24 protein-coding genes are annotated in these 20880 nt (G+C 66.5%); 13 read left to right on the forward strand and 11 right to left on the reverse strand.

The genetic code is table 11. The annotated features are described in order from the left end of the window. The first annotated feature begins 32 nt into the window (after positions 1-32). The gene (locus HFGMBDPB_RS24160; RefSeq protein WP_017404237.1) at positions 33-245 is read left to right on the forward strand and encodes a DUF3079 domain-containing protein; all 213 of its coding nucleotides are present in this window, start codon (positions 33-35) and stop codon (positions 243-245) included. Positions 246-261: 16 nt separating this feature from the next. On the opposite strand, the gene HFGMBDPB_RS24165 is transcribed toward HFGMBDPB_RS24160, so the two are convergent. Then, the gene (locus HFGMBDPB_RS24165) at positions 262-1191 is read right to left on the reverse strand and encodes a LysR family transcriptional regulator (protein ID WP_212646453.1); all 930 of its coding nucleotides are present in this window, start codon (positions 1189-1191) and stop codon (positions 262-264) included. A gap of 102 nt (positions 1192-1293) precedes the next feature. Here HFGMBDPB_RS24165 and lysA point away from each other — a divergent pair, with 102 nt between their 5' ends. Further along, positions 1294-2547, forward strand: coding sequence for a diaminopimelate decarboxylase (gene lysA, locus HFGMBDPB_RS24170; RefSeq protein ID WP_212646454.1), 1254 nt, complete (start codon positions 1294-1296; stop codon positions 2545-2547). 190 nt (positions 2548-2737) lie between these two features. On the opposite strand, the gene HFGMBDPB_RS24175 is transcribed toward lysA, so the two are convergent. The 4 genes from HFGMBDPB_RS24175 to HFGMBDPB_RS24190 all read right to left on the reverse strand — a co-directional run bounded on the left by HFGMBDPB_RS24175 (position 2738) and on the right by HFGMBDPB_RS24190 (position 5207). Further along, positions 2738-3748: an NAD(P)H-dependent glycerol-3-phosphate dehydrogenase gene (locus HFGMBDPB_RS24175; RefSeq protein ID WP_017404234.1), complete on the reverse strand. Its 1011-nt coding sequence runs from the start codon at positions 3746-3748 to the stop codon at positions 2738-2740. A 120-nt stretch (positions 3749-3868) separates the two neighbouring features. Then, on the reverse strand, positions 3869-4324 hold the full coding sequence (gene secB / locus HFGMBDPB_RS24180; RefSeq protein ID WP_013803924.1) for a protein-export chaperone SecB: 456 nt from the start codon (positions 4322-4324) through the stop codon (positions 3869-3871). A 129-nt stretch (positions 4325-4453) separates the two neighbouring features. After that, positions 4454-4711: a glutaredoxin 3 gene (gene grxC, locus HFGMBDPB_RS24185; RefSeq protein WP_016449064.1), complete on the reverse strand. Its 258-nt coding sequence runs from the start codon at positions 4709-4711 to the stop codon at positions 4454-4456. A gap of 88 nt (positions 4712-4799) precedes the next feature. Then, on the reverse strand, positions 4800-5207 hold the full coding sequence (locus HFGMBDPB_RS24190; protein WP_016449065.1) for a rhodanese-like domain-containing protein: 408 nt from the start codon (positions 5205-5207) through the stop codon (positions 4800-4802). A 98-nt stretch (positions 5208-5305) separates the two neighbouring features. On the opposite strand from HFGMBDPB_RS24190, the gene gpmA reads away from it, so the two are divergent. The 4 genes from gpmA (at position 5306) to HFGMBDPB_RS24210 (ending at position 8949) form a co-directional block, all read left to right on the forward strand. After that, positions 5306-6049, forward strand: coding sequence for a 2,3-diphosphoglycerate-dependent phosphoglycerate mutase (gene gpmA, locus HFGMBDPB_RS24195; protein ID WP_016449066.1), 744 nt, complete (start codon positions 5306-5308; stop codon positions 6047-6049). Positions 6050-6170: 121 nt separating this feature from the next. Then, complete coding sequence (locus tag HFGMBDPB_RS24200; protein WP_016449067.1) at positions 6171-7607, forward strand: S41 family peptidase; 1437 nt, start codon at positions 6171-6173, stop codon at positions 7605-7607. 71 nt (positions 7608-7678) lie between these two features. Further along, positions 7679-8431, forward strand: coding sequence for a HesA/MoeB/ThiF family protein (locus HFGMBDPB_RS24205; RefSeq protein ID WP_212646455.1), 753 nt, complete (start codon positions 7679-7681; stop codon positions 8429-8431). Between the two features lie 119 nt (positions 8432-8550). Next, positions 8551-8949 (forward strand): response regulator, encoded by a 399-nt coding sequence (locus HFGMBDPB_RS24210; RefSeq protein ID WP_013803928.1) that lies wholly within the window; start codon positions 8551-8553, stop codon positions 8947-8949. Positions 8950-9038: 89 nt separating this feature from the next. Here HFGMBDPB_RS24210 and HFGMBDPB_RS24215 read toward each other — a convergent pair whose 3' ends face one another. Then, complete coding sequence (locus HFGMBDPB_RS24215; RefSeq protein WP_012203736.1) at positions 9039-9671, reverse strand: response regulator; 633 nt, start codon at positions 9669-9671, stop codon at positions 9039-9041. 143 nt (positions 9672-9814) lie between these two features. On the opposite strand from HFGMBDPB_RS24215, the gene HFGMBDPB_RS24220 reads away from it, so the two are divergent. From HFGMBDPB_RS24220 to HFGMBDPB_RS24240, 5 genes are all read left to right on the forward strand, one after another. Then, positions 9815-11164 (forward strand): sensor histidine kinase, encoded by a 1350-nt coding sequence (locus tag HFGMBDPB_RS24220; RefSeq protein ID WP_016449069.1) that lies wholly within the window; start codon positions 9815-9817, stop codon positions 11162-11164. 244 nt (positions 11165-11408) lie between these two features. Next, positions 11409-11570: a DUF1328 domain-containing protein gene (locus tag HFGMBDPB_RS24225; RefSeq protein ID WP_013803930.1), complete on the forward strand. Its 162-nt coding sequence runs from the start codon at positions 11409-11411 to the stop codon at positions 11568-11570. A gap of 111 nt (positions 11571-11681) precedes the next feature. Continuing rightward, the gene (locus HFGMBDPB_RS24230) at positions 11682-12071 is read left to right on the forward strand and encodes a hypothetical protein (protein WP_016449070.1); all 390 of its coding nucleotides are present in this window, start codon (positions 11682-11684) and stop codon (positions 12069-12071) included. A 70-nt stretch (positions 12072-12141) separates the two neighbouring features. After that, entirely contained in the window at positions 12142-12462 is a 321-nt protein-coding gene (locus tag HFGMBDPB_RS24235; RefSeq protein ID WP_012203732.1) for a BON domain-containing protein, read from the forward strand. Positions 12463-12627: 165 nt separating this feature from the next. Beyond that, a complete protein-coding gene (locus tag HFGMBDPB_RS24240; protein WP_212646456.1) occupies positions 12628-13746 on the forward strand; it encodes a zinc-binding metallopeptidase family protein in 1119 nt (372 codons plus the stop codon). A gap of 53 nt (positions 13747-13799) precedes the next feature. Here the strand turns inward: HFGMBDPB_RS24240 and coaD are convergent, their stop codons facing one another. The 4 genes from coaD to HFGMBDPB_RS24260 form a co-directional block, all read right to left on the reverse strand. Then, on the reverse strand, positions 13800-14300 hold the full coding sequence (gene coaD / locus HFGMBDPB_RS24245; RefSeq protein WP_016449072.1) for a pantetheine-phosphate adenylyltransferase: 501 nt from the start codon (positions 14298-14300) through the stop codon (positions 13800-13802). Between the two features lie 130 nt (positions 14301-14430). Next, the gene (rsmD, locus tag HFGMBDPB_RS24250) at positions 14431-15138 is read right to left on the reverse strand and encodes a 16S rRNA (guanine(966)-N(2))-methyltransferase RsmD (protein ID WP_070080628.1); all 708 of its coding nucleotides are present in this window, start codon (positions 15136-15138) and stop codon (positions 14431-14433) included. Then, positions 15135-16496, reverse strand: a complete 1362-nt coding sequence (locus tag HFGMBDPB_RS24255; RefSeq protein ID WP_212646457.1) for a M16 family metallopeptidase — start codon at positions 16494-16496, stop codon at positions 15135-15137. The genes rsmD and HFGMBDPB_RS24255 overlap by 4 nt, the downstream gene beginning before the upstream one ends. A 26-nt stretch (positions 16497-16522) precedes the next feature. After that, a complete protein-coding gene (locus HFGMBDPB_RS24260) occupies positions 16523-18001 on the reverse strand; it encodes a M16 family metallopeptidase (RefSeq protein ID WP_212646458.1) in 1479 nt (492 codons plus the stop codon). A 28-nt stretch (positions 18002-18029) separates the two neighbouring features. Here HFGMBDPB_RS24260 and ftsY point away from each other — a divergent pair, with 28 nt between their 5' ends. Both ftsY and HFGMBDPB_RS24270 read left to right on the forward strand, forming a co-directional pair. Next, complete coding sequence (gene ftsY, locus HFGMBDPB_RS24265; RefSeq protein WP_047326032.1) at positions 18030-19250, forward strand: signal recognition particle-docking protein FtsY; 1221 nt, start codon at positions 18030-18032, stop codon at positions 19248-19250. 254 nt (positions 19251-19504) lie between these two features. After that, positions 19505-20494 (forward strand): Bug family tripartite tricarboxylate transporter substrate binding protein, encoded by a 990-nt coding sequence (locus HFGMBDPB_RS24270; RefSeq protein ID WP_096915397.1) that lies wholly within the window; start codon positions 19505-19507, stop codon positions 20492-20494. Here HFGMBDPB_RS24270 and cutA read toward each other — a convergent pair. Next, positions 20481-20879: a divalent-cation tolerance protein CutA gene (gene cutA / locus HFGMBDPB_RS24275; RefSeq protein WP_133072566.1), complete on the reverse strand. Its 399-nt coding sequence runs from the start codon at positions 20877-20879 to the stop codon at positions 20481-20483. The genes HFGMBDPB_RS24270 and cutA overlap by 14 nt on opposite strands. Between the last annotated feature and the right edge of the window lies 1 nt (position 20880).

The raw sequence follows: 20880 nt of genomic DNA on the forward strand, positions 1-20880 counted from the left end.
GCCTGCGGCCATGGCGGTCCAAGCTGGATGCCATGGCCAGGAAATTCCCCATCCACCCCGCCCATCCCGAGCGCACCTGCTGGGGTTGCGACCGCTACTGCGCCCGCGACGAGCTGGCCTGCGGCAACGGATCGGACCGCACACAGCACCCGGTGGAGGTCTTTGGCGACGACTGGATGGAGTGGGGCCTGCCGCCCGAGCCGGCGGCAGACAACGCAGCCAGCCTGAAGGACGCGGCGCGCTGAAGTCGCCCACCCCACTTCAAGCGACCGCGGCCACCTCGGCGGCGAGCGCGTCCACCAGCCACTGCACCTCGACCACGGCCGGCCGGTGCAGCGGCAGCAGCGCATGGACCTGGAAGGGAATGGAAAACGCCAGCGGCCGCACCACCAGCTGCGGCCCGGCGCAGACTCGCGCCGTCAGCGGATTGACGATGGCCACGCCCAGGCCATGCTGGACCATGGCGCAGACCGCCACGGCGCTGTGGGTCTCCAGGTGCAGCTGGCGCTGCACGCCGGCCTGCTCGAACACGGCATCGATCTGCTGGCGATAGGGGTCGTCTCGCGCCAGGCTGATGAAGCCCTCCCCCGCAAAGTCGCCCGCCTCCAGCACCGGGCGGGCCGCCAGCGCATGCCCTGCCGGCAGCACGGCCACCTCGTCCATGGCGGGCAAAGCCAGAGCACGCGTGCCGGGCGGCGCCTCGGCCAGTTCGGCCAGGCCCAGGTCGTAGCGCTGGGCGGCCATCCACTCCTGCAGCAGCGGCGCCTCCTGCGTGGCCACGCTGACGGCCACGGGGCCATGCTCCGCATGCAGCCGCGCCAGCGCTGCAGGCAGCAGCGCATGGCTGAGCGCGGGCAGGCACAGCACGTTGATGCGCGCCTGGTGCGGACGCCCCAGGGCCAGCGCATGCTCCACCACCCGGTCCAGCCCCTGCCAGCTGCGCTGCACCTCGGCCCACAGCGACAGGGCGCGTGCCGTGGGCCGCAGCCGGCCCTGGGCGCGCTCGAACAGCGCATAGCCCAGCAGGCTTTCCAGGCGCGCCAGTTCGCGGCTGACGGTGGGCTGGGAGCTGTACAGCATCTGCGCCGCCGCCGTGGCGCTGCCGCTGAGCATGAGCGCGCGAAACACCTCCAGGTGGCGATGGGAGATGCGGGGCTCGGGGGACGTGTGCGGCAGCGCGGGGTCTTGCATGGGCAGAGCATATCCAAATCAAATAGACACCATAAGAACAAGCATTGGACTGAATGACTCCCATCCGCCATGATGCGCGGCAGTTCCCCTGAAAGAGACACCATGTCCAATCCCTTCTCGCCCGCCCAGCTCTGGGCCCTGGCCGACCAGCACGGCACGCCGCTGTGGGTCTATGACGCCGCCACCATCCGCGCGCGCATCGCCCAGCTCAAGGCCTTCGACACCATCCGCTTTGCGCAGAAGGCCTGCTCCAACATCCACATCCTGCGGCTGATGCGCGAGCAGGGCGTGAAGGTGGATGCGGTATCGCGCGGCGAAATCCTGCGCGCCCTGGCCGCCGGCTACGCGGCCAGCCATGGCGACGACCTGCACAGCGACATCGTGTTCACCGCCGACGTGATGGACGAGGCCACGCTGGCCTGCGTGGCCGAGCACAAGGTGCCCGTGAACGCCGGCTCCATCGACATGCTGCACCAGCTGGCCCAGGCCTCGCCCGGCCATCCCGTGTGGCTGCGCATCAACCCCGGCTTCGGCCACGGCCACAGCAACAAGACCAACACGGGCGGCGAGCACAGCAAGCACGGCATCTGGCACAGCGACCTGCTGGCGGCGCTGCAGGCCATCCGCGACGGCGGCCTGAAGCTGGCCGGCCTGCACATGCACATCGGCTCGGGCGTGGACTACGGCCACCTGCAGCAGGTCTGCGGCGCCATGGTCGAGCTGGTGCGCGCCACCCGCCAGGCAGGCCATGACCTGCAGGCCATCTCGGCCGGCGGCGGCCTGTCCATTCCCTACCGCGATGGCGACGCCACCATCGACACCGCCCACTACCACGGCCTGTGGGATGCGGCACGCAAGGACGCCGAGGCCATCGTGGGCCACGCGCTGGGCCTGGAGATCGAGCCGGGCCGCTTCCTGGTGGCCGAGTCGGGCGTGCTGCTGGGCCAGGTGCGCGCCACCAAGAATGCGGGCAGCAACCATTTCGTGCTGGTCGATACGGGCTTCAACGAGCTGATGCGCCCCTCCATGTACGGCAGCTGGCACGGCATGGAAGTGCTGCGCCGCGACGGCCAGGCCATGCCCCTGCGCGATGCCGTGGTCGCCGGCCCGCTGTGCGAATCGGGCGACGTTTTCACCCAGGGCGACGGCGGCGTGGTGCTGCCGCGCGCGCTGGCAGGCGCAGCGGTCGGCGACCTGCTGGTCATCCATGACACGGGCGCCTATGGCAGCTCCATGTCCAGCAACTACAACACGCGCCCGCTGGCCGCCGAGGTGCTGGTCGATGGCGACAGCACCCGCCTCATCCGCCGCCGCCAGACGGTGGAGGAACTGCTGGGTCTGGAGCTGGGCCTGTAACTGGGCCTGTAACTGGGCATGTAGCGCGCCAGGCACCAGGATTTCTGACGCAAAAAAGCCCCGGGGCCTTCCAGCTCCGGGGCTTTTTCATCGCCGGGCCGCCCCAAGATGAAAAGCGGCCCCCTCGGGGGGCAGTGGACCTTGCGCAGCAAGGGGAGCGTGTGGGCCATTTTTCATGGACACCGAAGAATCACTCGCCGCGCGGATCGCGCGCCATCAGGTGCTGCACGGCCTCGGCCGCCTGCAGCCGGCCGTCCAGCAGCTCGACCACGGTTTCGGTGATCGGCATCTCCACGTTCAGCAGCCGCGCGCGCGCCAGCACGGTGCGCGCGCTGTACACGCCCTCGGCCACATGGCCCAGCGAGGCCACGGCCTGCTCCAGCGTGCGGCCCTGGGCCAGCAGCAGGCCCACCTTGCGATTGCGCGACAGGTCGCCCGTGGCCGTCAGCACCAGATCGCCCAGGCCGGACAGGCCCATGAAGGTCTCCACCCGCGCGCCCAGGGCCAGGCCCAGTCGCGTCATCTCGGCCAGGCCGCGCGTGATCAGCGCGGCGCGGGCGTTCAGGCCCAGCTGCAGGCCGTCGCACAGGCCGGTGGCAATGGCCAGCACGTTCTTCACGGCACCGCCCACTTCCACGCCCACGATGTCGGCGTTGGCGTAGACGCGCATGGCATCGCCATGGAAGGCCGCGACCAGGGCGTCATTGACCTCGGCATGCCGGCTGGCCGCCACCAGGGCCGTGGGCTGGTGGCGCGCCACCTCGGCCGCAAAGCTGGGGCCGCTGAGCACGCCGCACAGCAGATCGGGCGCCACCTGGGCGCAGACCTCGTGCGCCATCAGTCCATGGGCGGCGGCCGACGCGCCTGCGGGCACGGCCTCGAAGCCCTTGCACAGCCACACCACGGGCGCCCGCACATTGCGCAGGCGGCCCAGCCATTCGCGCAAGGCCGCCATGGGCGTGCCGATCACGATCAGGTCTGCCGCAGCCAGATGGCCGTCGATCTCGCCATGCACCACCTGCAGCGCGGCAGGCAGCGCCACGCCCGGCAGGTAGCGCGCGTTCTCGCCGCTGTCCCGCATGGCCTGCGCCTGGGCAGCGTCGCGCGCCCACAGCGTCACGACACGTCCGTCATCGCGCGAGGCCGCGCTCATTGCCAGCGCCGTGCCCCAGGCGCCTGCACCAATCACCACAATGTTCATATCTGCCCGACGTTGAAGAAGCGACGTTGATGAAAAAAAGAGGCCCTCGGGCCTCTTTTCTTGTACCACAGCGATGCGACGCGCCTGGGCGCAAATCTCATCGGCCGGGATGGTACCGGCTTACTGCGGCAGCGAGTTGCCGTCCGCCTGGGCGGCTGCCTGCTGCTGCTCGTACATGGCCTGGAAGTTGATTTCGGCCAGGTGCACGGGCGGGAAGCCGGCGCGTGTGACCACGTCGGCCACGTTGCCGCGCAGGTAGGGATAGATGATCTGGGGGCAGGCAATGCCGATCACGCCACCCATCTGGTCTTCGGGCACGTTGCGGATCTCGAAGATGCCGGCCTGCTTGGCCTCGACCAGGAACACGGTCTTGTCCTGGATCTTGGTCTGCACCGTGGCCGTCACGGCCACTTCGTAGATGCCTTCGGCCACGGGAGTCGCCTCGACGCCGAGCTGGATGTCCACGCTGGGCTGCTCCTGCTCCAGCAGGATGGCGGGCGAATTGGGCTGCTCCAGCGACAGGTCCTTGAGGTAGACGCGCTGGATCTGGAAGACGGGAGTGTCCTGTTCGGCCATGGAATCAGTCTTTCTGGGCAAAAAACCCTGGCACGGCGGCCAGGGCATCAAAAAAATCACCAACAAAATGCCCGCTGCCAATAGGTTGCGCAGCGGGCACCTGGGCCTGCATTATGCAGTGCCCGTGTTTCAGCTTTGCAGCATGGGCACCAGGCCACCGTCGGCGTCCAGCGCCATCAGGTCGTCGCAGCCGCCCACATGGTGGTCGCCGATGAAGATCTGGGGCACCGTACGGCGGCCCGTGCTCTGCATCATCACGTCACGCGCGGCAGGGTCGGTATCGATGCGGATCTCTTCGATCTGCTCCACGCCCTTGGACTTGAGGATCTGCTTGGCCCGAATGCAATAGGGGCAGACAGCGGTGGTGTACATCTTCACGGCTTGCATATGCGACTTTCTTCGAGTGGGCGGCTTGCCGGCTGCAGGCGCCGGGGACGCGGCGCAGCGGCTTCCATCGTGATCAACTGGAGGCGCTTCAGGCCTTTTCAACCGGCATGCCGGCATCGCGCCAGGCCTTCAGGCCACCGGCCAGGGCCTGGGCCTTTTCGTAGCCCAGCTTCTTCGCAATGCCTTCGGCACGCGAGGCGCGGTTGCCCTTGGTGCAGATCAGCACCAGCGGCAGGGCCTTGTTCTTCACGGTGGCAGGCAGCTTTTCCTCGAACTGGCCCAGCGGCACATTCTTGGCGCCATTGGCATGGGCGGCCGCGTACTCTTCGGGCTCGGAGACATCGATGACCACGGCCTTTTGGCGGTTGATCAGTTGCACGGCCTGCGCCGCCGTCAGCGAGCCGCCGCCTGCGCCGCGCACCAGGGGCAGCAGCAGCATCACGCCGGAAGCCAGCGCGATCAGGATCAAATACCAGTTATCGATGATGAATTTCACGTCATTCCTTGGGTTGGCAAACCTGTCAATTCTAGAATGCTGGCTTTTGCCCCCGCGACAGCCCAGCTTTGTCGCATCGAGAGACTTAGAAAGCCGCCATGTACAAGCTCGTGCTGATCCGCCACGGTGAATCCACCTGGAACCTCGAAAACCGCTTCACCGGCTGGACCGATGTGGACCTGACCGCCACCGGCGTCGAACAGGCCAAGAACGCCGGCCGCCTGCTCAAGGCCGAAGGCTACGACTTCGACCTGGCCTTCACCAGCGTGCTCAAGCGCGCCACGCGCACGCTGTGGCACACGCTGGACGAAATGGACCGCACCTGGCTGCCCGTGCAGCACAGCTGGCGCCTGAATGAGCGCCACTACGGCGGCCTGCAGGGACTGAACAAGGCCGACATGGCCAAGCAATACGGCGACGCCCAGGTGCTGGTCTGGCGCCGCAGCTACGACACGCCCCCGCCGGCCCTGGAGCCCCAGGACCCGCGCAGCGAGCGCAGCGACGTACGCTACGCCCAGCTGGACCCCAGCCAGGTGCCGCTGACCGAATGCCTGAAGGACACGGTCGCCCGCGTTCTGCCGTTCTGGAACGAGTCCATCGCGCCCGCCATCCTGTCCGGCAAGCGCGTCGTGGTTGCCGCGCATGGCAACTCCATTCGCGCTCTGATCAAGTACCTGGACGGCATCTCGGATGACGCCATCGTCGGCGTCAACGTGCCCAATGGCATTCCGCTGGTCTATGAGCTGGATGCCGATCTCAAGCCCATTCGCCACTACTACCTGGGCGATGCCGAGGCTGCCGCCAAGGCGGCTGCCGCCGTGGCCGCACAGGGCAAGGCTTGAGCCTGACCCGCCTGAGGTGAGCGCCTGCTACGGAAATTGCGCTTGCTGCGCCGTTTTTAGGGAACCACGCGGGCGCTTGCCTTTCCAAGCGGGTGTATATTGACGCGGTTAAAGGGGTGATATGGGCCAGAAAATCAAAATTGCCGGCTGGGTTTCCGTAGGCGTAATCGCCGGAGCACTGACCACGGTTTCCTTGCAGACCGTGGCCCGCGGTGCCATGACCCCGCTGCCGCTGGAAGAGATCCAGCAGCTGTCCGCCGTCTTCGGCCTGATCAAGACCGACTATGTCGAGTCGGTCGACGACAAGAAGCTGATCACCGATGCCATCTCCGGCATGGTGTCCAGCCTCGATCCGCATTCGCAGTACTTCGACAAGAAGTCCTACAAGGAATTCCGCGAGGGCACCTCGGGCCGTTTCGTCGGCGTAGGCATCGAGATCACGCAGGAAGACGGCCTGATCAAGGTCGTCTCGCCCATCGAAGGCTCCCCCGCCTTCCGCGCGGGCCTCAAGACCGGCGACCTGATCACCAAGATCGACGACACGGCCGTCAAGGGCCTGTCGCTCAACGACGCCGTCAAGCGCATGCGCGGCGAGCCCAACACCAAGGTGCAGCTGACCATCCTGCGCAAGGATGAAAGCCGCAGCTTCCCCGTGACCATCACGCGCGAGGAAATCAAGACGCAATCCGTCAAGGGCAAGGTCATCGAGCCCGGCTACGGCTGGATTCGTCTGAGCCAGTTCCAGGAACGCACGGTGGACGACTTCGTGCGCAAGGTCGAAGAGCTGTACAAGCAGGAACCCAACATGAAGGGCCTGGTTCTGGATCTGCGCAACGACCCGGGCGGCCTGCTGGACGCGGCCGTCGCCATCTCGGCAGCCTTCCTGCCGCCCGATGTGACCGTGGTGTCCACCAACGGCCAGCTGGCAGAGAGCAAGGAAACCTACAAGGCCTCTCCCAGCTTCTATGCCCGCCGCGGCATGGGAGACCCGCTGCAGCGCCTGCCCGCCTCGCTCAAGAAGCTGCCGCTGGTGGTTCTGGTCAACGAAGGCTCGGCCTCGGCCAGCGAAATCGTGGCCGGCGCCCTGCAGGACCACAAGCGTGCGGTCATCATGGGCAGCCAGACCTTCGGCAAGGGCTCGGTGCAGACCGTTCGCCCGCTGGGTCCCGACACGGGCCTGAAGCTGACCACGGCCCGCTACTACACGCCCAGCGGCAAATCCATCCAGGCCAAGGGCATCGTTCCTGACGTGATGGTGGACGAGACCCCTGAAGGCGATCTGTTCGCTGCCCTGCGCATGCGCGAGGCCGACCTGGAAAAGCACCTGTCCAGCGGACAGGGCGCCGAAGTCAAGGACGAAGTGCGCGAGAAGGCCCGCGAGGAAGCCCGCAAGCGCCTGGAGGAAGAGGCCAAGAAACCCCTGGCCGAGCGCCGCTTGCCCGAGTTCGGCACAGAAAAGGACTTCCAGCTGCAGCAGGCGCTCAACCGCCTCAAGGGCCAGCCCGTCATGGTCAGCAAGACCCTGACCGAGCGCGAGCCCGAAAAGAAGGAAAACTGAAGAGCGCGGACCGAGTCCGCGCTCCCACCAAGCCGGGCCCGCGCCCGGCTTTTTCACGTCTGGAGACGCGAATGAACGACGATCAACTGCTGCGCTACTCGCGCCACATCCTGCTGGACGAGATCGGCATCGAAGGCCAGGAGCGCATCCTGGCAGCGCATGTACTCATCATCGGCGCAGGCGGCCTGGGCGCGCCTGCCTCGCTGTACCTGGGCTCGGCCGGCATCGGCCGCATCACCCTGGTGGACGACGATGCCGTGGACATGACCAACCTGCAGCGCCAGATTGCCCACACCACCGATCGCGTGGGCCAGCCCAAGGTGCAATCCATACGCACGGCCGTGCATGCCATCAACCCCGGCATCCGCATTGATTGCCGCCAGCAGCGCGCAGACGATGCCCTGCTCGACGAGCTCGTGCCGCAAGCCACGGTGGTGCTGGACTGCACGGACAACTACCGCACGCGCCACATGATCAACGCGGCCTGCGTGCGGCACAAGGTACCCCTGGTGGCGGGGGCGGCCATCCGCCTGGACGGCCAGCTCATGGTGATGGACCCACGCGACGAGAACTGCGCCTGCTATGCCTGCGTATTCCCGCCGGAGGCGCAGTTCGAGGAAGTGCAGTGCTCGACCATGGGCGTCTTCGCCCCCGTGGTCGGCGTCATGGGCACGCTGCAGGCGGCCGAAGCCCTCAAGCTGATCGCGGGTTTTGGCACGCCTGCAACAAACCGCCTGACCATGTTCGACAGCCGCAGCCTCGATTGGAGTAGCATGCAAACCACCCGTGTGCCGGACTGTCCCGTTTGCGGCAAAAAGGCGTAGGAATCGGCTGACTTCCAGGCCGATCCCCCACTGGCACAATCGCCCGCTGTCGCGCAGGACAATGAAGGCCGGGTTCCGCCGGACTCCGATTGCCATCCGCGTCCCTATTGGATACAGCCGTGAAATTGCGCACCTATCTTGTTGAAGACAACCCTACGATCCGCGAGAACCTGATCGCCACGCTCGAGGAACTCGCCGATGTCGAGGCCGTGGGCATCGCCGAGACGGAAAGCGCGGGGACGGACTGGCTTCAGCAGAACCCCGACGCATGGGATCTGGCCATCGTCGACCTGTTCCTGCGCCAGGGCAGCGGCCTGGGTGTGCTCACCGCCTGCCGCGAGCGCCAGCCGCACCAGAAGATCGTGGTGCTCAGCAACTACGCCACCCCTGACATCCGCAGCCGCTGCGCCCAGCTCGGCGTGGATGCGGTCTTCGACAAGTCCAATGAGATCGATGCACTCATGGACTATTGCATGAATATCGACGCCGCATCGCTCAATCAACTCAAAACAGCCTGAACCCAAAACACGGCATTTTTACTCTCCATCAAAGAAAAAGGCTGCACGACTTGATAATCGTGCAGCCCGTATTTTCTATTGACTGGAAATCAGTCGATCAGCCGGTTTTTCAGCGCGTAATACGTGAGATCGCTGTTGGATGACAATCCCATTTTCTCCATAAGCCGCGTGCGATAGGTACTGACCGTCTTCACGCTTAGCGAGAGCGATTTCGCAATATCACCTGCCGTTTCGCCGCGCGCGAGTTTGAGGAAGACCTGGAACTCACGCTCGGACAGCTGTTCATGCGCTGGCGCGTCATCCTTGCGGTTGAGCTGCTGGGCCAGCAGGTCGGCCACGGCCGGCGTCAGGTAGCGGCGGCCCAGGGCCACGGTGCGGATCGCTTCGGCAATCTCCTGGGGATCGCATTCCTTGTTCAGGTAGCCGCTGGCGCCCTGGCGGATCAGGTTGATCGCGTAGTGCTCCTCGGGATATCCGCTCAGGATCAGGATGCCCATGTCGGGGGCCTTGGCCCGCAGCATGGCCAGCGCATCGATGCCGCTTTGCCCGGGCATGGACAGGTCCATCAACAGCACGTCGATCTCGTGGGCTCGGACCAAGTCGATGGCCTCACGGCCATTGGCGGCCTCACCGACTACACGCAGGTCCACATGTTCCGAGAGAAACTGACGCAGACCCGAGCGCACAATTGCATGGTCGTCCACAATGCCGATTCTGATCATGAATACCTCTTTTTCGGGGGACCAGCAGGAACGCCGGTCGTGCAAACAATATATGGTAACGGCCGGGGCAGGAACTGCTCCGGCTGCCGATAACACGAATTATGCAGAATATCGGCGAAGATCTTGTAGGTGAGAGGATGCTTATGCGTTGGATAAATTTCCGAAGAATTGCGATCAGCCTGGCATTTGCCATCGTTGCGGCCGTGCTGCTTGTCAGCATTAACGAGGCCAGCTACAAGCGCTCGACCAAGGCGCTGGAGGCCATGACCCAGACCCAGGCGACCCGCTCGGAAATCAGCCAACTGTTGCGGTTGATGCTCGATGCCGAGACCGGCCTGCGCGGCTACCTGCTTACGGGGGAGGAGCGCTACCTGGAGCCCTACAGCAAGGCGATCACGGCCATCAACTACAACATGGACGAGTTGCGCCAGATCTTCATCTACGACCCCCAGGAACTGGCCATCTTCACGCCGCTGGCCCGCCAGGTCGAGCGCAAGATGAGCGAGATGGAGTTGAGCCTGCGCCTGTACCGCCAGGGCAACGAGGAAGCCTGGCGCTTCGTCATGTTCACGGACGTGGGCATGGAGAACATGGATGCCATCCGGGACTACACCGGCAAGCTGCTGTCAGGCATAGACGAGCGCTCGGCCAAGAACCTGCAGGATATCGAGCACACGCTGTCGCTGTCGCGCATAGGCATTGCCACGGTGACCGCGCTGGGCGTGCTGGGCTTTTTCATGTACCTGCGCCAGGCCCACGCGCTGCAGCAGGCCCATCAGCGCGAGCAGGAAATCCAGCGTGACGAGCGCAACCGCCTTGAAGCCCTGGTGCGCGAACGCACGGCCACGCTGACGGAGCTGGCCAACCACTTGCAGCAGGTGCGCGAGGATGAGCGCGGCCACCTGGCGCGCGAGCTGCACGATGAACTGGGCTCGCTGCTGACGGCGGCCAAGCTCGATGTGGCCCGGCTCAAATCCAAGATCGACCTCAGCGCCCCCGACGTGGGAGAGCGCGTCAGCCATCTGGTGGAGACGCTCAACAGCGGCATTGCCCTCAAGCGCCGCATCATCGAGGACCTGCGTCCTTCGTCCCTGTCCAACCTGGGCCTGACCACGGCGCTGGAAATCCTGGCACGCGAATTCGGCGAACGCAGCGGCATCGAGGTCACAGCGAACCTGGAGCAGGTGGAGCTGCCGGAGTCGACCCAGCTCACGGTCTACCGCATCGTGCAGGAGTCGCTGACCAATATCGGCAAATACGCCAAGGCCAGCCACGTACTGGTCTCCGTGCACAACTACCCGACCTATGTGACAGTGCAGATCCAGGACGATGGCGAGGGCTTCGAGACCTCGGCCATGCGCCCCAACTCCCACGGGCTGGCCGGCATGCGCCATCGCGTGGAGGCGGCAGGCGGGCGGCTGACCGTCTCCTCCGAACTGGGCAAGGGCACGGCCATCTCCGCCGTCATTCCGCTGAGCCCGGCATCCGCCTGACCACGACGCATCGCCTGCACGCACAACCCCTGCCCGGCACCGCCCTGGCAGGGGTTTTTCTTGATGGGCACTGCGGGCCGGCGCTTTTCCTACACCCACCCCCTGCCTAACCCTGACGCCATGCCACGCCGGGCACCGTCAATCCGGCCTCGGGCGGCTCGGTACAGTCAATCGCATGGGAACAGCACTCGGCTCCTGACAGCCAGATGCCGTTTCTTGGCAACGAACAACCAAGGAGTTCTACATGCTGCACTACGCCATCGTGTTTTTCGTGATCGCTCTCGTCGCCGCCATCTTCGGCTTTGGCGGAATTGCGGCAGGTGCTGTAGGCATCGCCAAGATCCTGTTCTATATTTTCGTGATCATGGCTGTAGTCACCTTTGTGATGAGCCTGATCAAGAAGTAGCGGCGGCGCCGCCTTCAGCCACCTGCCAGCCCAAGCCCGCCTCCGGCGGGCAGCCAGCCCGGCAGCCCGACCGCCTTTCCCATTCATGCAAGTTTTGAGGAGATAGAACCAATGAGCCAAGCCGAGAAAGCCGTGAACAAAGCCGCCGATACCGCCAAGGACGTTGCCCAGGACGTAGCAGACACTGCCAAGGAAGCCGTCAACACCACGCGCCGCACTGCAGCAAATGCTCTGGACAAGGCCGAGGAAGGCGTGAAGTCCATCGAGCGTGAACTGAATCCCGTCATCGACGACCTCGCGGCACGTGCCCAGGAACTGGCCACGCGCGGAATCAACTTCTGCGCCGACAGCTCCGACCGCGCCCGCCGCCAGCTGCAATCTGCCACGGAAGCCACTACGCGCTACGTCATCGAGCAGCCTGGCCGCTCCATGCTGCTGGCAGCAGCCACGGGCGCAGCCCTGGCCACCGCGTTCTTTATGAGTTCCCGCTCGCGCAAGTGAGCTGCAGCCCAGCCCCCGAGTTCCCTCGACTACCGTTTCCCTCCATTTCTTGTCCAAGAAAGAACTGACCATGCAAAAGTACACCCGTGCCATCGCTTTCGCTCTCGTCGCCGGCGCCACCGTGCTCGGCACCACCGCCTGCTCCGTGGCCCGCGACCAGCAGACCGTGGGTTCGTATGTGGATGACGCCGGCATCACCACTGCCGTGAAGGCCAAGATGGCAGAGGACAAGAGCGTCTCGGCCACCTCCATCAGCGTCGAGACCCTGAACGGCACGGTGCAACTGTCGGGCTTTGCCAAGTCGGAGTCGGAAAAGGCCCGCGCCGCCGAGATCGCCCGCACCACCAAGAACGTGCGTGAAGTGCGCAACAGCATCGTGGTTCGCCCCTGATGCAGGCCCCCATGGGGCCATCGAAAGGCCGGTGTCATCCGGCCTTTTTTCATTGCAGGGCCACCCCGGTGAAAACCACCGTTGGGGGAATCTGACCTTGCAGCGCCAGGGCGACATGGGAATCATTTTTCATGGCGCCAGGGCATACGGCGTAAAGTGACCGACATGCGAGTTTTCAACTGCGATGCCTGCGGCCACCCGGTTTTCTTCGACAGCGTTCAATGCGTGCACTGCGGCGCCACCCTGGCCTTCCTGCCAGAGCGACTGCATGTGGCTTGCCTGCGACCGGTTTCCGGCGCGCGGGACAGCGCGCTGTGGGAGAGCCTGTCCTCCCTGGGCGCAGGCAAGCCGCCAGGCCGCCTCTACAAGATGTGCAGCCACCGGGGACCTGTGGGCCAGTGCAACTTCGCCCTGCCCGCCGACGACCCCCACGCGCTGTGCGAATCCTGCCGCCAGACACGCTGGCTGCCCGATCTGTCAGACCCGGCCAATGCCTTGCGCTGGACCAAGATCGAGGCGGCCAAGCGCCAGCTGTTCTATACGCTGGCCCGCCTGGGCCTGGGCCCCAGGCCTGGAGAGGACGGGCCGCGCTTCGAACTGCTGGCCGACCTGCCCGGGCAGGCGCCGGTGATGACCGGCCATGCCAACGGCACCATCACGCTGAACGTGGTGGAGGCCGACGATGCCGAGCGTGCCCGGCGCCGCCAGGCGCTGCATGAGCCCTACCGGACGCTGGTGGGCCATCTGCGCCATGAGTCCGGCCACTTCTTCTGGGACAGGCTGGTGGTGGGCGCGGGCCGTATCGAGGAATTCCGCCGCCTGTTCGGCGACGAGCGCCAGGACTATGCCCAGGCCCTGCAGAACTACTACGCACGCAGCCCGCTGGATGGGCAGTGGCGCGACAACTTCGTCAGCGCCTATGCCACCTCCCACCCGTGGGAAGACTGGGCCGAAAGCTGGGCCCATTACCTGCACATGGTGGATCTGCTGGAGACTGGGGCCAGCTATGGCACCTGCATCACCTTGCCAGGAGGCGCAGGCACGGCGGCGGGCATGGGAACGCCGGCCGCGCTGTGCGTGCAGGACCCGTTCGCGGTCCCTGCCCGGCCGGACTTCGGCACCATGCTGGACCAGTGGGTGCCGCTGACACTGCTGACCAACAGCCTCAACCGCAGCCTGGGCCACGGGGATGCCTATCCGTTCGCTCTTTCAATGGGCGCGCGGCGCAAGCTGGAATTCGTGCATGCGGCCGTGAATGCAAGTGCCGCCACGCAGAGCGCTTGATATCGTGAACTCGTCATGGGGGCGGGCCAAGGCGCCTGGCCGGCCTCCCTCTCTCAAGGAGCGCGATTGGCCTGCACCTTCTCAAGCAGTCGCGTGCGCACGTTGGGCGAGACGAACTTGTCGATCTCGCCATCCAGCGTGGCGATCTCGCGCACGAAGGTGCTGCTGATGAACTGGTAGCGGTCGCTGGGCGTGAGGAAGACGGTTTCCACCTCGGGCATCAGCGTGCGGTTCATGCCGGCAAGCTGAAACTCGTAGTCGAAGTCGGTGACCGCGCGCAGGCCGCGCACCATGGCCTTGCCGCCGCGCTCGACCACGAAGTCGCGCAGCAGGCCATGAAAGCTCTCGACCTGGACATGGGGATAGATGGACACGGCCTCGCGCACCATCTCCATGCGTTCCTCGAGATTGAACATGGTCTTCTTGTGGTGGCCGGCCGCCACGGCCACGATGACGTGGCTGAACAGCTGGGTCGCACGGCGCACCACGTCTTCGTGGCCCAGCGTGATCGGATCGAAGGTTCCGGGGTAGACGGCAATCACGTCGTGGCTCATGGCGTTCACTTTCCTTGGCTGCGCGTGCCCTGGTCCGGCACGGATGGCGCATTATGCATTGCACTGCAGCATGGCCCGTCGGCTGCGCGACAGCCGCATTCCTGCGCTGGAACACGGCTGCGGCGCCAGCCTACTCGTCCTGCGCGGCCTTGCGCAGCAGATGGGCGTGGACGGCACCCGCCTTGAGATGGCGGAACAGCTGCAGGCCGCCAGCCTCGGCCAGTTGCTCCTCGGTCCAGGCCTGGGGCGCCTCCAGATAGACATAGCCCTGGGCGGAGACGGCCAGCGCAGCGGCCTTCAGCGCAGGCTCGAACAGCTCGGCATGGTCGAACGGCGGATCGATCAGCACCAGGTCCAGCGTGCCCGGCGCCACCTGGCGCAGGCAGCCCAGGCCATCGCCGCGCAGCACGCGCACGGACTGGGCGTCCAGGCGCTCGCGCAGGCGCTGCAGCTGCAGCACCAGGGCGGCGTCCTGCTCGTTCATCAGCACGCTGGTCGCGCCGCGCGATGCGGCCTCGAAGCCCAGCGCACCCGTGCCCGCGAAGGCGTCCAGGCAGTGCCAGCCCGTCAGGTCCTGGCCCAGCCAGTTGAACAGGGTCTCGCGCACGCGGTCCGGCGTGGGGCGCAGGCCCGGGCGCTGCGCCACGGGCAGACGCGTGCGGCGCCACTGGCCGCCGATGATGCGGACCTCGCCCGCACCCGAGGGTGCCGGCTTGCCCGCCTTTGCCTTTGCGGCCGGTGCTGCGGCAGGCGCCTTGGGCGCCGCGGCCTCGGCCGTGGCCTTTTCCAGCCAGCGCTTGCCGGCAGGGGTATGCAGTTTGATGCTGTTGCGGCTCATTGCTTGCCTCCCACGACGACGGTCACCATGCGATCGGGCTGCAGCATGCGCTGCATGGCCTCGCGCACATCACGCACGGTCAGCGCCTGCACGCGCTCGGTCCAGTGCTCCAGATAGTCCAGCGGCAGGCCGTTCCAGGCGATGTTGGCCACATTGCCCAGCAGCTTGCGGTTGCTGTCTATGCGCAGCGCAAAGCCGCCGATCAGATTGTCCTTGGCGGCCTTGAGCTCCTTCTCGGTCGGGCCGTCGGCGACAAAGCGGCGCAGCGTGTCCTGCGACACCTTCAAGGCCTCGGCCGCCTGGTCGGGGCGTGTCTGCAGGGCGATCGTGAAGGCACCCGCGTCCAGGCCCGGCGAGAAGTCGCTGTAGACGCTGTAGCTCAGGCCGCGCTTTTCGCGCACTTCCTCGGTCAGCCGCGAGGTGAAGCCGCCGCCGCCCAGGATGTGGTTGCCCACGAGCACGGCCATGAAGTCCGGGCTGTTGCGTGCAATGCCGGGCTGGGCGATCAGCACCTGCGCCTGGGCCGAGGCGAAGGGGATGTTCTCGTTGACCGGCGCCTTGAGCGCCTGCACCTTGGGCACGTCGGGCAGCGGAGCGCAGGCGCCCGCATCCTGGCCCTGCGCCGCCTGCAGCGGAGCCAGCAGTTGCTGCACCAGCTGGTCGGCCTGCTCGCGGCTGACGGCGCCGACGATGCTGACCTTGGCACGGCAGGCGGCGATCAGCCGGCGGTGGAAGGACTGCATGTCCGACAGGTCGATGCGCGACAGGCTCTCGGCCGTGGCACGCGCACCGTAGGGGTGGGTGCCGAACACGCCCTGGCTCAGGGCCTTGCCGGCCACCGTTCCGGGGCGCGTGTCCGACTCCTTGATGGCCGCAGTCCAGCGCTCGCGCTCGCGCAGCCACACATCCTGCGGCCAGCTGGGGCTGGCGATCTGGCGCGCGGCCAGGGCCACGGCGCGCTGCAGCAGCGCGGGCTCGGTCAGGGAGCGCAGCCCGTAGCTGAAGCTGTCGCGGCCCGCCTGGGCGCCAAAGCTGGCACCCAGATCGGCCCAGGCCTGGCCCAGGCCGTTTTCATCGAGAGCAGGCGCGCTGCCCTGGGCCGTGACGCCCTTGGACGCCATCAGCGCCACGGCGCTGGCCAGGCCGACCTGGTTGGCGGGATCGCGCCGGCTGCCGGCGTCGAAATCCATCTGCACATCGACCATGGGAATGCCCGGGCTGTCCACCAGCCAGACCTGCGCCCCGCTGGGCTGGGTCCAGTGCTGGATGGGCAGCAAGGCCCATGCGGACGTGGCACCAAAGCCCAGGCCCACGCCTGCCAACACCGTGCTGGCCACCATTTTTTTCATGTTCTTCATCTTCACTCCAGCGTGCTTCGGGGGCATCAATGCAGGGGTCCGCCGATGCCGGCACCCGCATCGGGGCGACGGGGCTTGCCGCCTTCGGGCAGGGGTTGCGGCACCAGGGTGCCCACCGTGAGCTGGTCATCGCCAAAGTACTTGGCAGCCACACGCTTGACGTCATCGGGCGTGATGGTGCGCAGCTGGGTCAGCAACTGGTCTTCCGCATCCAGCGGCATGCCCTGTATCCAGTAATTGCCCAGGCTCTGGGCCTGGCCCATGACCGAATCGCGCTCGTAGACATTGGAGGCCATCCACTGCGTCTTCACGCGCTCCAGCTCGGCGGGCTCCACACCATCCTTGGCGACCTTGGCCACTTCGGCGCGCAGCGCGGCCTCGACCTCGGCCGCAGTCTTGCCGGTGGCGGGCACGCCCGTCAGCATGAACAGGCCGGGGCCGCGGCTCATGAGCGACATGGAGCTGCCCGCGCCGTCGGCCACGCGGCCTTCGCCCTGGACCAGGGCCCGCTCCAGGCGGGCGCCGTCATAGCCGTCGAGCACGGCCGAGAGCACCAGCAGCGCCAGCGCATCGCGGTCATCGGCCTGCAGATCGCTGACGCGCGTCAGCGAGGGCGCACGGAAGGCCAGTGCCACCAGGGCCTGCTCGGCCGGCTGTTTGACCTCGATGCGGCGGATGCCGATCTGCGCAGGCTCGGTGCGCGGCTTGCGCACCGGCACGGCGCGTGCGGGAATGCTGCCGTAGTACTTCTCTGCCCAGGCGCGGACCTTGGCAACGTCCACATCACCGGCAATGACGACGGTGGCATTGCCGGGCACATACCAGCGGCTGTGGAAATCGCGCACGTCGCCGGGCGTCAGGGCGTCCAGATCGCTCATCCAGCCGATCACGGGCCGGTGGTAGGGCGAGGCCATGAAGGTCGCCGCCATCAGTTGCTCCATGAGCACGGCGCGCGGCTGGTCCTCGGTGCGCATGCGGCGCTCTTCCTTGATGACCTCGATCTCCTTCTTGAACTCGCTGTCGGGCCAGTGGTTGTTGGCGAAGCGGTCGGATTCGAGCTTCATCACTTCCTCCAGCCGGCTGGACGGAATCTGCTGGTAGTAGCCCGTGTAGTCGCGGCTGGTGAAAGCGTTCTCCTGGCCGCCCAGGGCCGCCACCCGGCGTGAGAACTCGCCGGGCGCCACCTTGCGCGAGCCCTTGAACATCATGTGCTCGAGCGCGTGGGCCACGCCCGAGGTGCCGTCCACCTCGTCGATGGCGCCCACGCGCACCCAGACCATGTGCACGGCCGTGGGCGCGCGCCGGTCGGGCTGCACGATGAGCTGCATGCCGTTCTTCAGGGTGAATTGCTGCGCTGCTGTGGCGGACCGCTGGCCGCCTGCGGCCTGGCTGGCCACCGTCTGCAGCAGTGACGAAGGGGAGGAAGAGGATGCATCCGGGGCTGCCAAAGCAGCCCCGGTGCCCATGCAGGCCATTAAGCCCAGGAGGGTGAGTGCATGTTTCATAGAATGCTGTGATTCTAAGAACCTGCCGATGTTCAGTTTTTTCAAGAAAAAGCCCACCCCCTCCTCCGCCGAGATTTCCCCGGCGGACAGCAGCGCCGCACCTGAAGAGGCCGGCATTCCCGCAACCCCGCCGCAGGACCGCGCCCCAGACCTGCCCCCTGGCACGCCTGCCCCACCGGCCGCAGCCGACACAGGCAGCGCCTGGTGGCGCAAGCCCTTCGGCGGCGGCAAGGGCGATGCCGCCCCGCCTGCCGCACCCACTGCACCCACTGCTGCTGCTTCCACGCTCGCGCCTGCCGACTTCATTGCCGCACCCGAGCCCACGGCCAAGCCCGAAGCCGAAGGCGCCAGCCGCCAGAACTGGATGCAGCGCCTCAAGGCCGGACTGCGCAAGACCGGCAGCAGCATCGCCACGGTCTTCACCGGCACGCAGATCAACGATGCGCTGTACGAAGAGCTGGAAGACGCCCTGCTGATGGCCGACACCGGCGTCAAGGCCACCGAGCACCTGCTCACCGACCTGCGCCGCCGCGTCAAGGAAGCCAAGGCCACCGACCCCGCCGCCGTCAAGGCGTTGCTGGCCGATGCACTGGCCGACCTGCTGCGCCCGCTGGAAAAGCCGCTGATCATCGGCGAGCACCAGCCTACCGTGGTCATGGTCGCTGGCGTCAACGGCGCAGGCAAGACCACCTCCATCGGCAAGCTGACCAAGCATCTGGCCGACGAAGGCCAGAGCGTGCTGCTGGCTGCCGCCGACACCTTCCGCGCCGCCGCGCGCGAGCAGCTCGGCGTCTGGGCCAACCGCAACACGGTGGAGATCGTCAGCCAGGAAGGCGGTGATCCTGCAGCCGTGAGCTTTGATGCCGTCACCGCCGGCCGCGCCCGCAAGAAGGATGTGGTGCTGGTGGACACGGCGGGCCGCCTGCCCACCCAGCTGCACCTGATGGAAGAGCTGCGCAAGATCCGCCGCGTGGTCACCAAGGCCGATGCCACGGCACCGCACGAGGTGCTGCTGGTCATCGACGGCAACACCGGCCAGAACGCGCTGGCCCAGGTGCGCGCCTTCGACGATGCACTGCAGCTCACGGGCCTGATCGTCACCAAGCTCGACGGCACGGCCAAGGGCGGCGTGCTGGCCGCCATTGCCCAGGAACGGCCGATCCCCGTGTACTTCATCGGCGTGGGCGAAAAGGTCGAGGACCTGGAGACCTTCAACGCCAGGGAATTCGCGCAGGCGCTGCTGTCCTGAGGCCACCCGGCACACCACCACCCAAAGGAGCGCGCTGCGCTCCTTTTTTCATGGGCATGCGAGCGCAGCGAAGGCGCAGGCATGCAGGCATGCAGGCATGCAGGCAAGGGTTTTCCCTTGATTCGAATCAAGCCGCAGGTTTTATGCTTTGCGTTGATTTATAAGAAGAACGTTGTTTTATACAAGAAACAATCGATAGCCCTCAGGCATTTCTTTTGCTTGTACCTGCCTTGCCTTGTTCCCCGGAGTTCCCCATGAAAGCCCCCACCTTGCTCGGCGCTGCCGCCCTGCTGGCAGCAGCCGCATGCCAGAGCGCCCTGGCCCAGGATGCCGCCGCGCAGCAGCAGCTGGCCGCCAAGCCTTTCACCATCGTCGCGCCCTTTCCGCCCGGAGGCCCGGTCGATGCGCTGGCCCGCCTGCTGTCCACGGGATTGGCCGAGCGCTACAAGCAGACTTCGGTGGTGGAGAACAAGCCCGGGGCAAACGGCAATATCGGCATCGACATGGTCAAGCGTGCCGCGCCGGACGGCCATACGCTGCTGGTCGTGCCCCAGGGCAACCTGACCATCAATCCCACGCTGCTGGCCAGGCCCGGCTACAGCGTGGAGGCGGACTTCGCGCCCGTGGCCTCGCTGGCCAAGGCGGCCAATGTGATCGCCGTGCACCCCGGCGTGCCCGCCAAAACGGTGCAGGAGCTAGTGGCCCTGTCCAAGGCCAGGCCGGCCACCATCAGCTATGCCTCGCCCGGCGTGGGCTCCAGCCTGCATCTGGCCGGCGAGCTGTTCAAGCAGCAGACCGGCGCCGACATCCTGCACGTGGCCTACAAGGGTACGGCGCCCGGCCTCAACGATGTGCTGGGCGGCACGGTGCCGATGATCGTGGGCAATGTGCCCGCGCTGCTGCCGCATGTGCAGTCGGGCAAGCTGCGCGCGCTGGCCGTGACCGACCCGGCGCGCAGCAAGTACCTGCCCGAGGTGCCCACGCTGGCCCAGGCGGGCGTGCCGGGCATTGCCATCTCGTCCTGGTACGGCGTGATGGCGCCAAAGAAGACGCCGCCGGCCGTGCTAAAGCAGCTGGAAAAGGATATTCAGGAGATCTTCAACACGCCGGCCGTGGTCAGGCAGCTGGACCTGCAGGGGATCGAGCCCTGGGTGGTCACGGGCAGCGCCTTCGGCGAGCTGATCCGCAAGGAGACAGCGACCTGGGTGCCCGTGATCAAGGCCGCCAACGTCACGCCGCAGTGATGCGGGGCGCGGCGACCCTTTCTGCAGTGTCCGCCACGTCCCGGGTCGAGACCTGGGAGCGCAGCCACTGCGCATAGTCGGCCATGCAGCGCTCGGTGCGCATGGTGATCTGCGGCACGCTGTAGCTGTGCCCGGCGCGCAGCAGCCGGGCCAGGCGCTCCAGCACGTCGGGCAAGGTCTTGCAGACCAGCCGCCACTCGGGCGTGGCGTGCATCTCGCCGTCCCACACGTAGTGCGAGGTGATGGCCTCCACCTGCACGCAGGCCGCGGCCTGCTGCTGCACCAGGCTGCGCGCCAGATGGGCGGCCTCCTCGGCGCTGGGGACGGTGGTGGCCACCACGCACAGCGTGGACCAGGGCGAGGCGGGGTTCTTGGCGGAAGTCATG

This window comes from Delftia sp. PE138 (genome assembly GCF_018320755.1).
Lineage (GTDB): Bacteria > Pseudomonadota > Gammaproteobacteria > Burkholderiales > Burkholderiaceae_C > Comamonas > Comamonas tsuruhatensis.

What these genes read in the sequence shown, in the direction of transcription:
- HFGMBDPB_RS24175 (WP_017404234.1), bottom strand. Translation starts at nt 3,748, where the DNA reads ATGAACATTGTGGTGATTGGTGCAGGCGCCTGGGGCACGGCGCTGGCA.
- coaD (WP_016449072.1), bottom strand. Translation starts at nt 14,300, where the DNA reads ATGAGCCACGACGTGATTGCCGTCTACCCCGGAACCTTCGATCCGATC.
- grxC (WP_016449064.1), bottom strand. Translation starts at nt 4,711, where the DNA reads ATGCAAGCCGTGAAGATGTACACCACCGCTGTCTGCCCCTATTGCATT.
- lysA (WP_212646454.1), top strand. Translation starts at nt 1,294, where the DNA reads ATGTCCAATCCCTTCTCGCCCGCCCAGCTCTGGGCCCTGGCCGACCAG.
- cutA (WP_133072566.1), bottom strand. Translation starts at nt 20,879, where the DNA reads ATGACTTCCGCCAAGAACCCCGCCTCGCCCTGGTCCACGCTGTGCGTG.
- HFGMBDPB_RS24260 (WP_212646458.1), bottom strand. Translation starts at nt 18,001, where the DNA reads ATGAAACATGCACTCACCCTCCTGGGCTTAATGGCCTGCATGGGCACC.
- HFGMBDPB_RS24225 (WP_013803930.1), top strand. Translation starts at nt 11,409, where the DNA reads ATGCTGCACTACGCCATCGTGTTTTTCGTGATCGCTCTCGTCGCCGCC.
- HFGMBDPB_RS24255 (WP_212646457.1), bottom strand. Translation starts at nt 16,496, where the DNA reads ATGAAGAACATGAAAAAAATGGTGGCCAGCACGGTGTTGGCAGGCGTG.
- HFGMBDPB_RS24235 (WP_012203732.1), top strand. Translation starts at nt 12,142, where the DNA reads ATGCAAAAGTACACCCGTGCCATCGCTTTCGCTCTCGTCGCCGGCGCC.
- HFGMBDPB_RS24200 (WP_016449067.1), top strand. Translation starts at nt 6,171, where the DNA reads ATGGGCCAGAAAATCAAAATTGCCGGCTGGGTTTCCGTAGGCGTAATC.
- rsmD (WP_070080628.1), bottom strand. Translation starts at nt 15,138, where the DNA reads ATGAGCCGCAACAGCATCAAACTGCATACCCCTGCCGGCAAGCGCTGG.
- HFGMBDPB_RS24160 (WP_017404237.1), top strand. Translation starts at nt 33, where the DNA reads ATGGCCAGGAAATTCCCCATCCACCCCGCCCATCCCGAGCGCACCTGC.
- HFGMBDPB_RS24215 (WP_012203736.1), bottom strand. Translation starts at nt 9,671, where the DNA reads ATGATCAGAATCGGCATTGTGGACGACCATGCAATTGTGCGCTCGGGT.
- HFGMBDPB_RS24240 (WP_212646456.1), top strand. Translation starts at nt 12,628, where the DNA reads ATGCGAGTTTTCAACTGCGATGCCTGCGGCCACCCGGTTTTCTTCGAC.
- HFGMBDPB_RS24205 (WP_212646455.1), top strand. Translation starts at nt 7,679, where the DNA reads ATGAACGACGATCAACTGCTGCGCTACTCGCGCCACATCCTGCTGGAC.
- gpmA (WP_016449066.1), top strand. Translation starts at nt 5,306, where the DNA reads ATGTACAAGCTCGTGCTGATCCGCCACGGTGAATCCACCTGGAACCTC.
- HFGMBDPB_RS24165 (WP_212646453.1), bottom strand. Translation starts at nt 1,191, where the DNA reads ATGCAAGACCCCGCGCTGCCGCACACGTCCCCCGAGCCCCGCATCTCC.
- HFGMBDPB_RS24220 (WP_016449069.1), top strand. Translation starts at nt 9,815, where the DNA reads ATGCGTTGGATAAATTTCCGAAGAATTGCGATCAGCCTGGCATTTGCC.
- HFGMBDPB_RS24270 (WP_096915397.1), top strand. Translation starts at nt 19,505, where the DNA reads ATGAAAGCCCCCACCTTGCTCGGCGCTGCCGCCCTGCTGGCAGCAGCC.
- secB (WP_013803924.1), bottom strand. Translation starts at nt 4,324, where the DNA reads ATGGCCGAACAGGACACTCCCGTCTTCCAGATCCAGCGCGTCTACCTC.
- HFGMBDPB_RS24230 (WP_016449070.1), top strand. Translation starts at nt 11,682, where the DNA reads ATGAGCCAAGCCGAGAAAGCCGTGAACAAAGCCGCCGATACCGCCAAG.
- ftsY (WP_047326032.1), top strand. Translation starts at nt 18,030, where the DNA reads ATGTTCAGTTTTTTCAAGAAAAAGCCCACCCCCTCCTCCGCCGAGATT.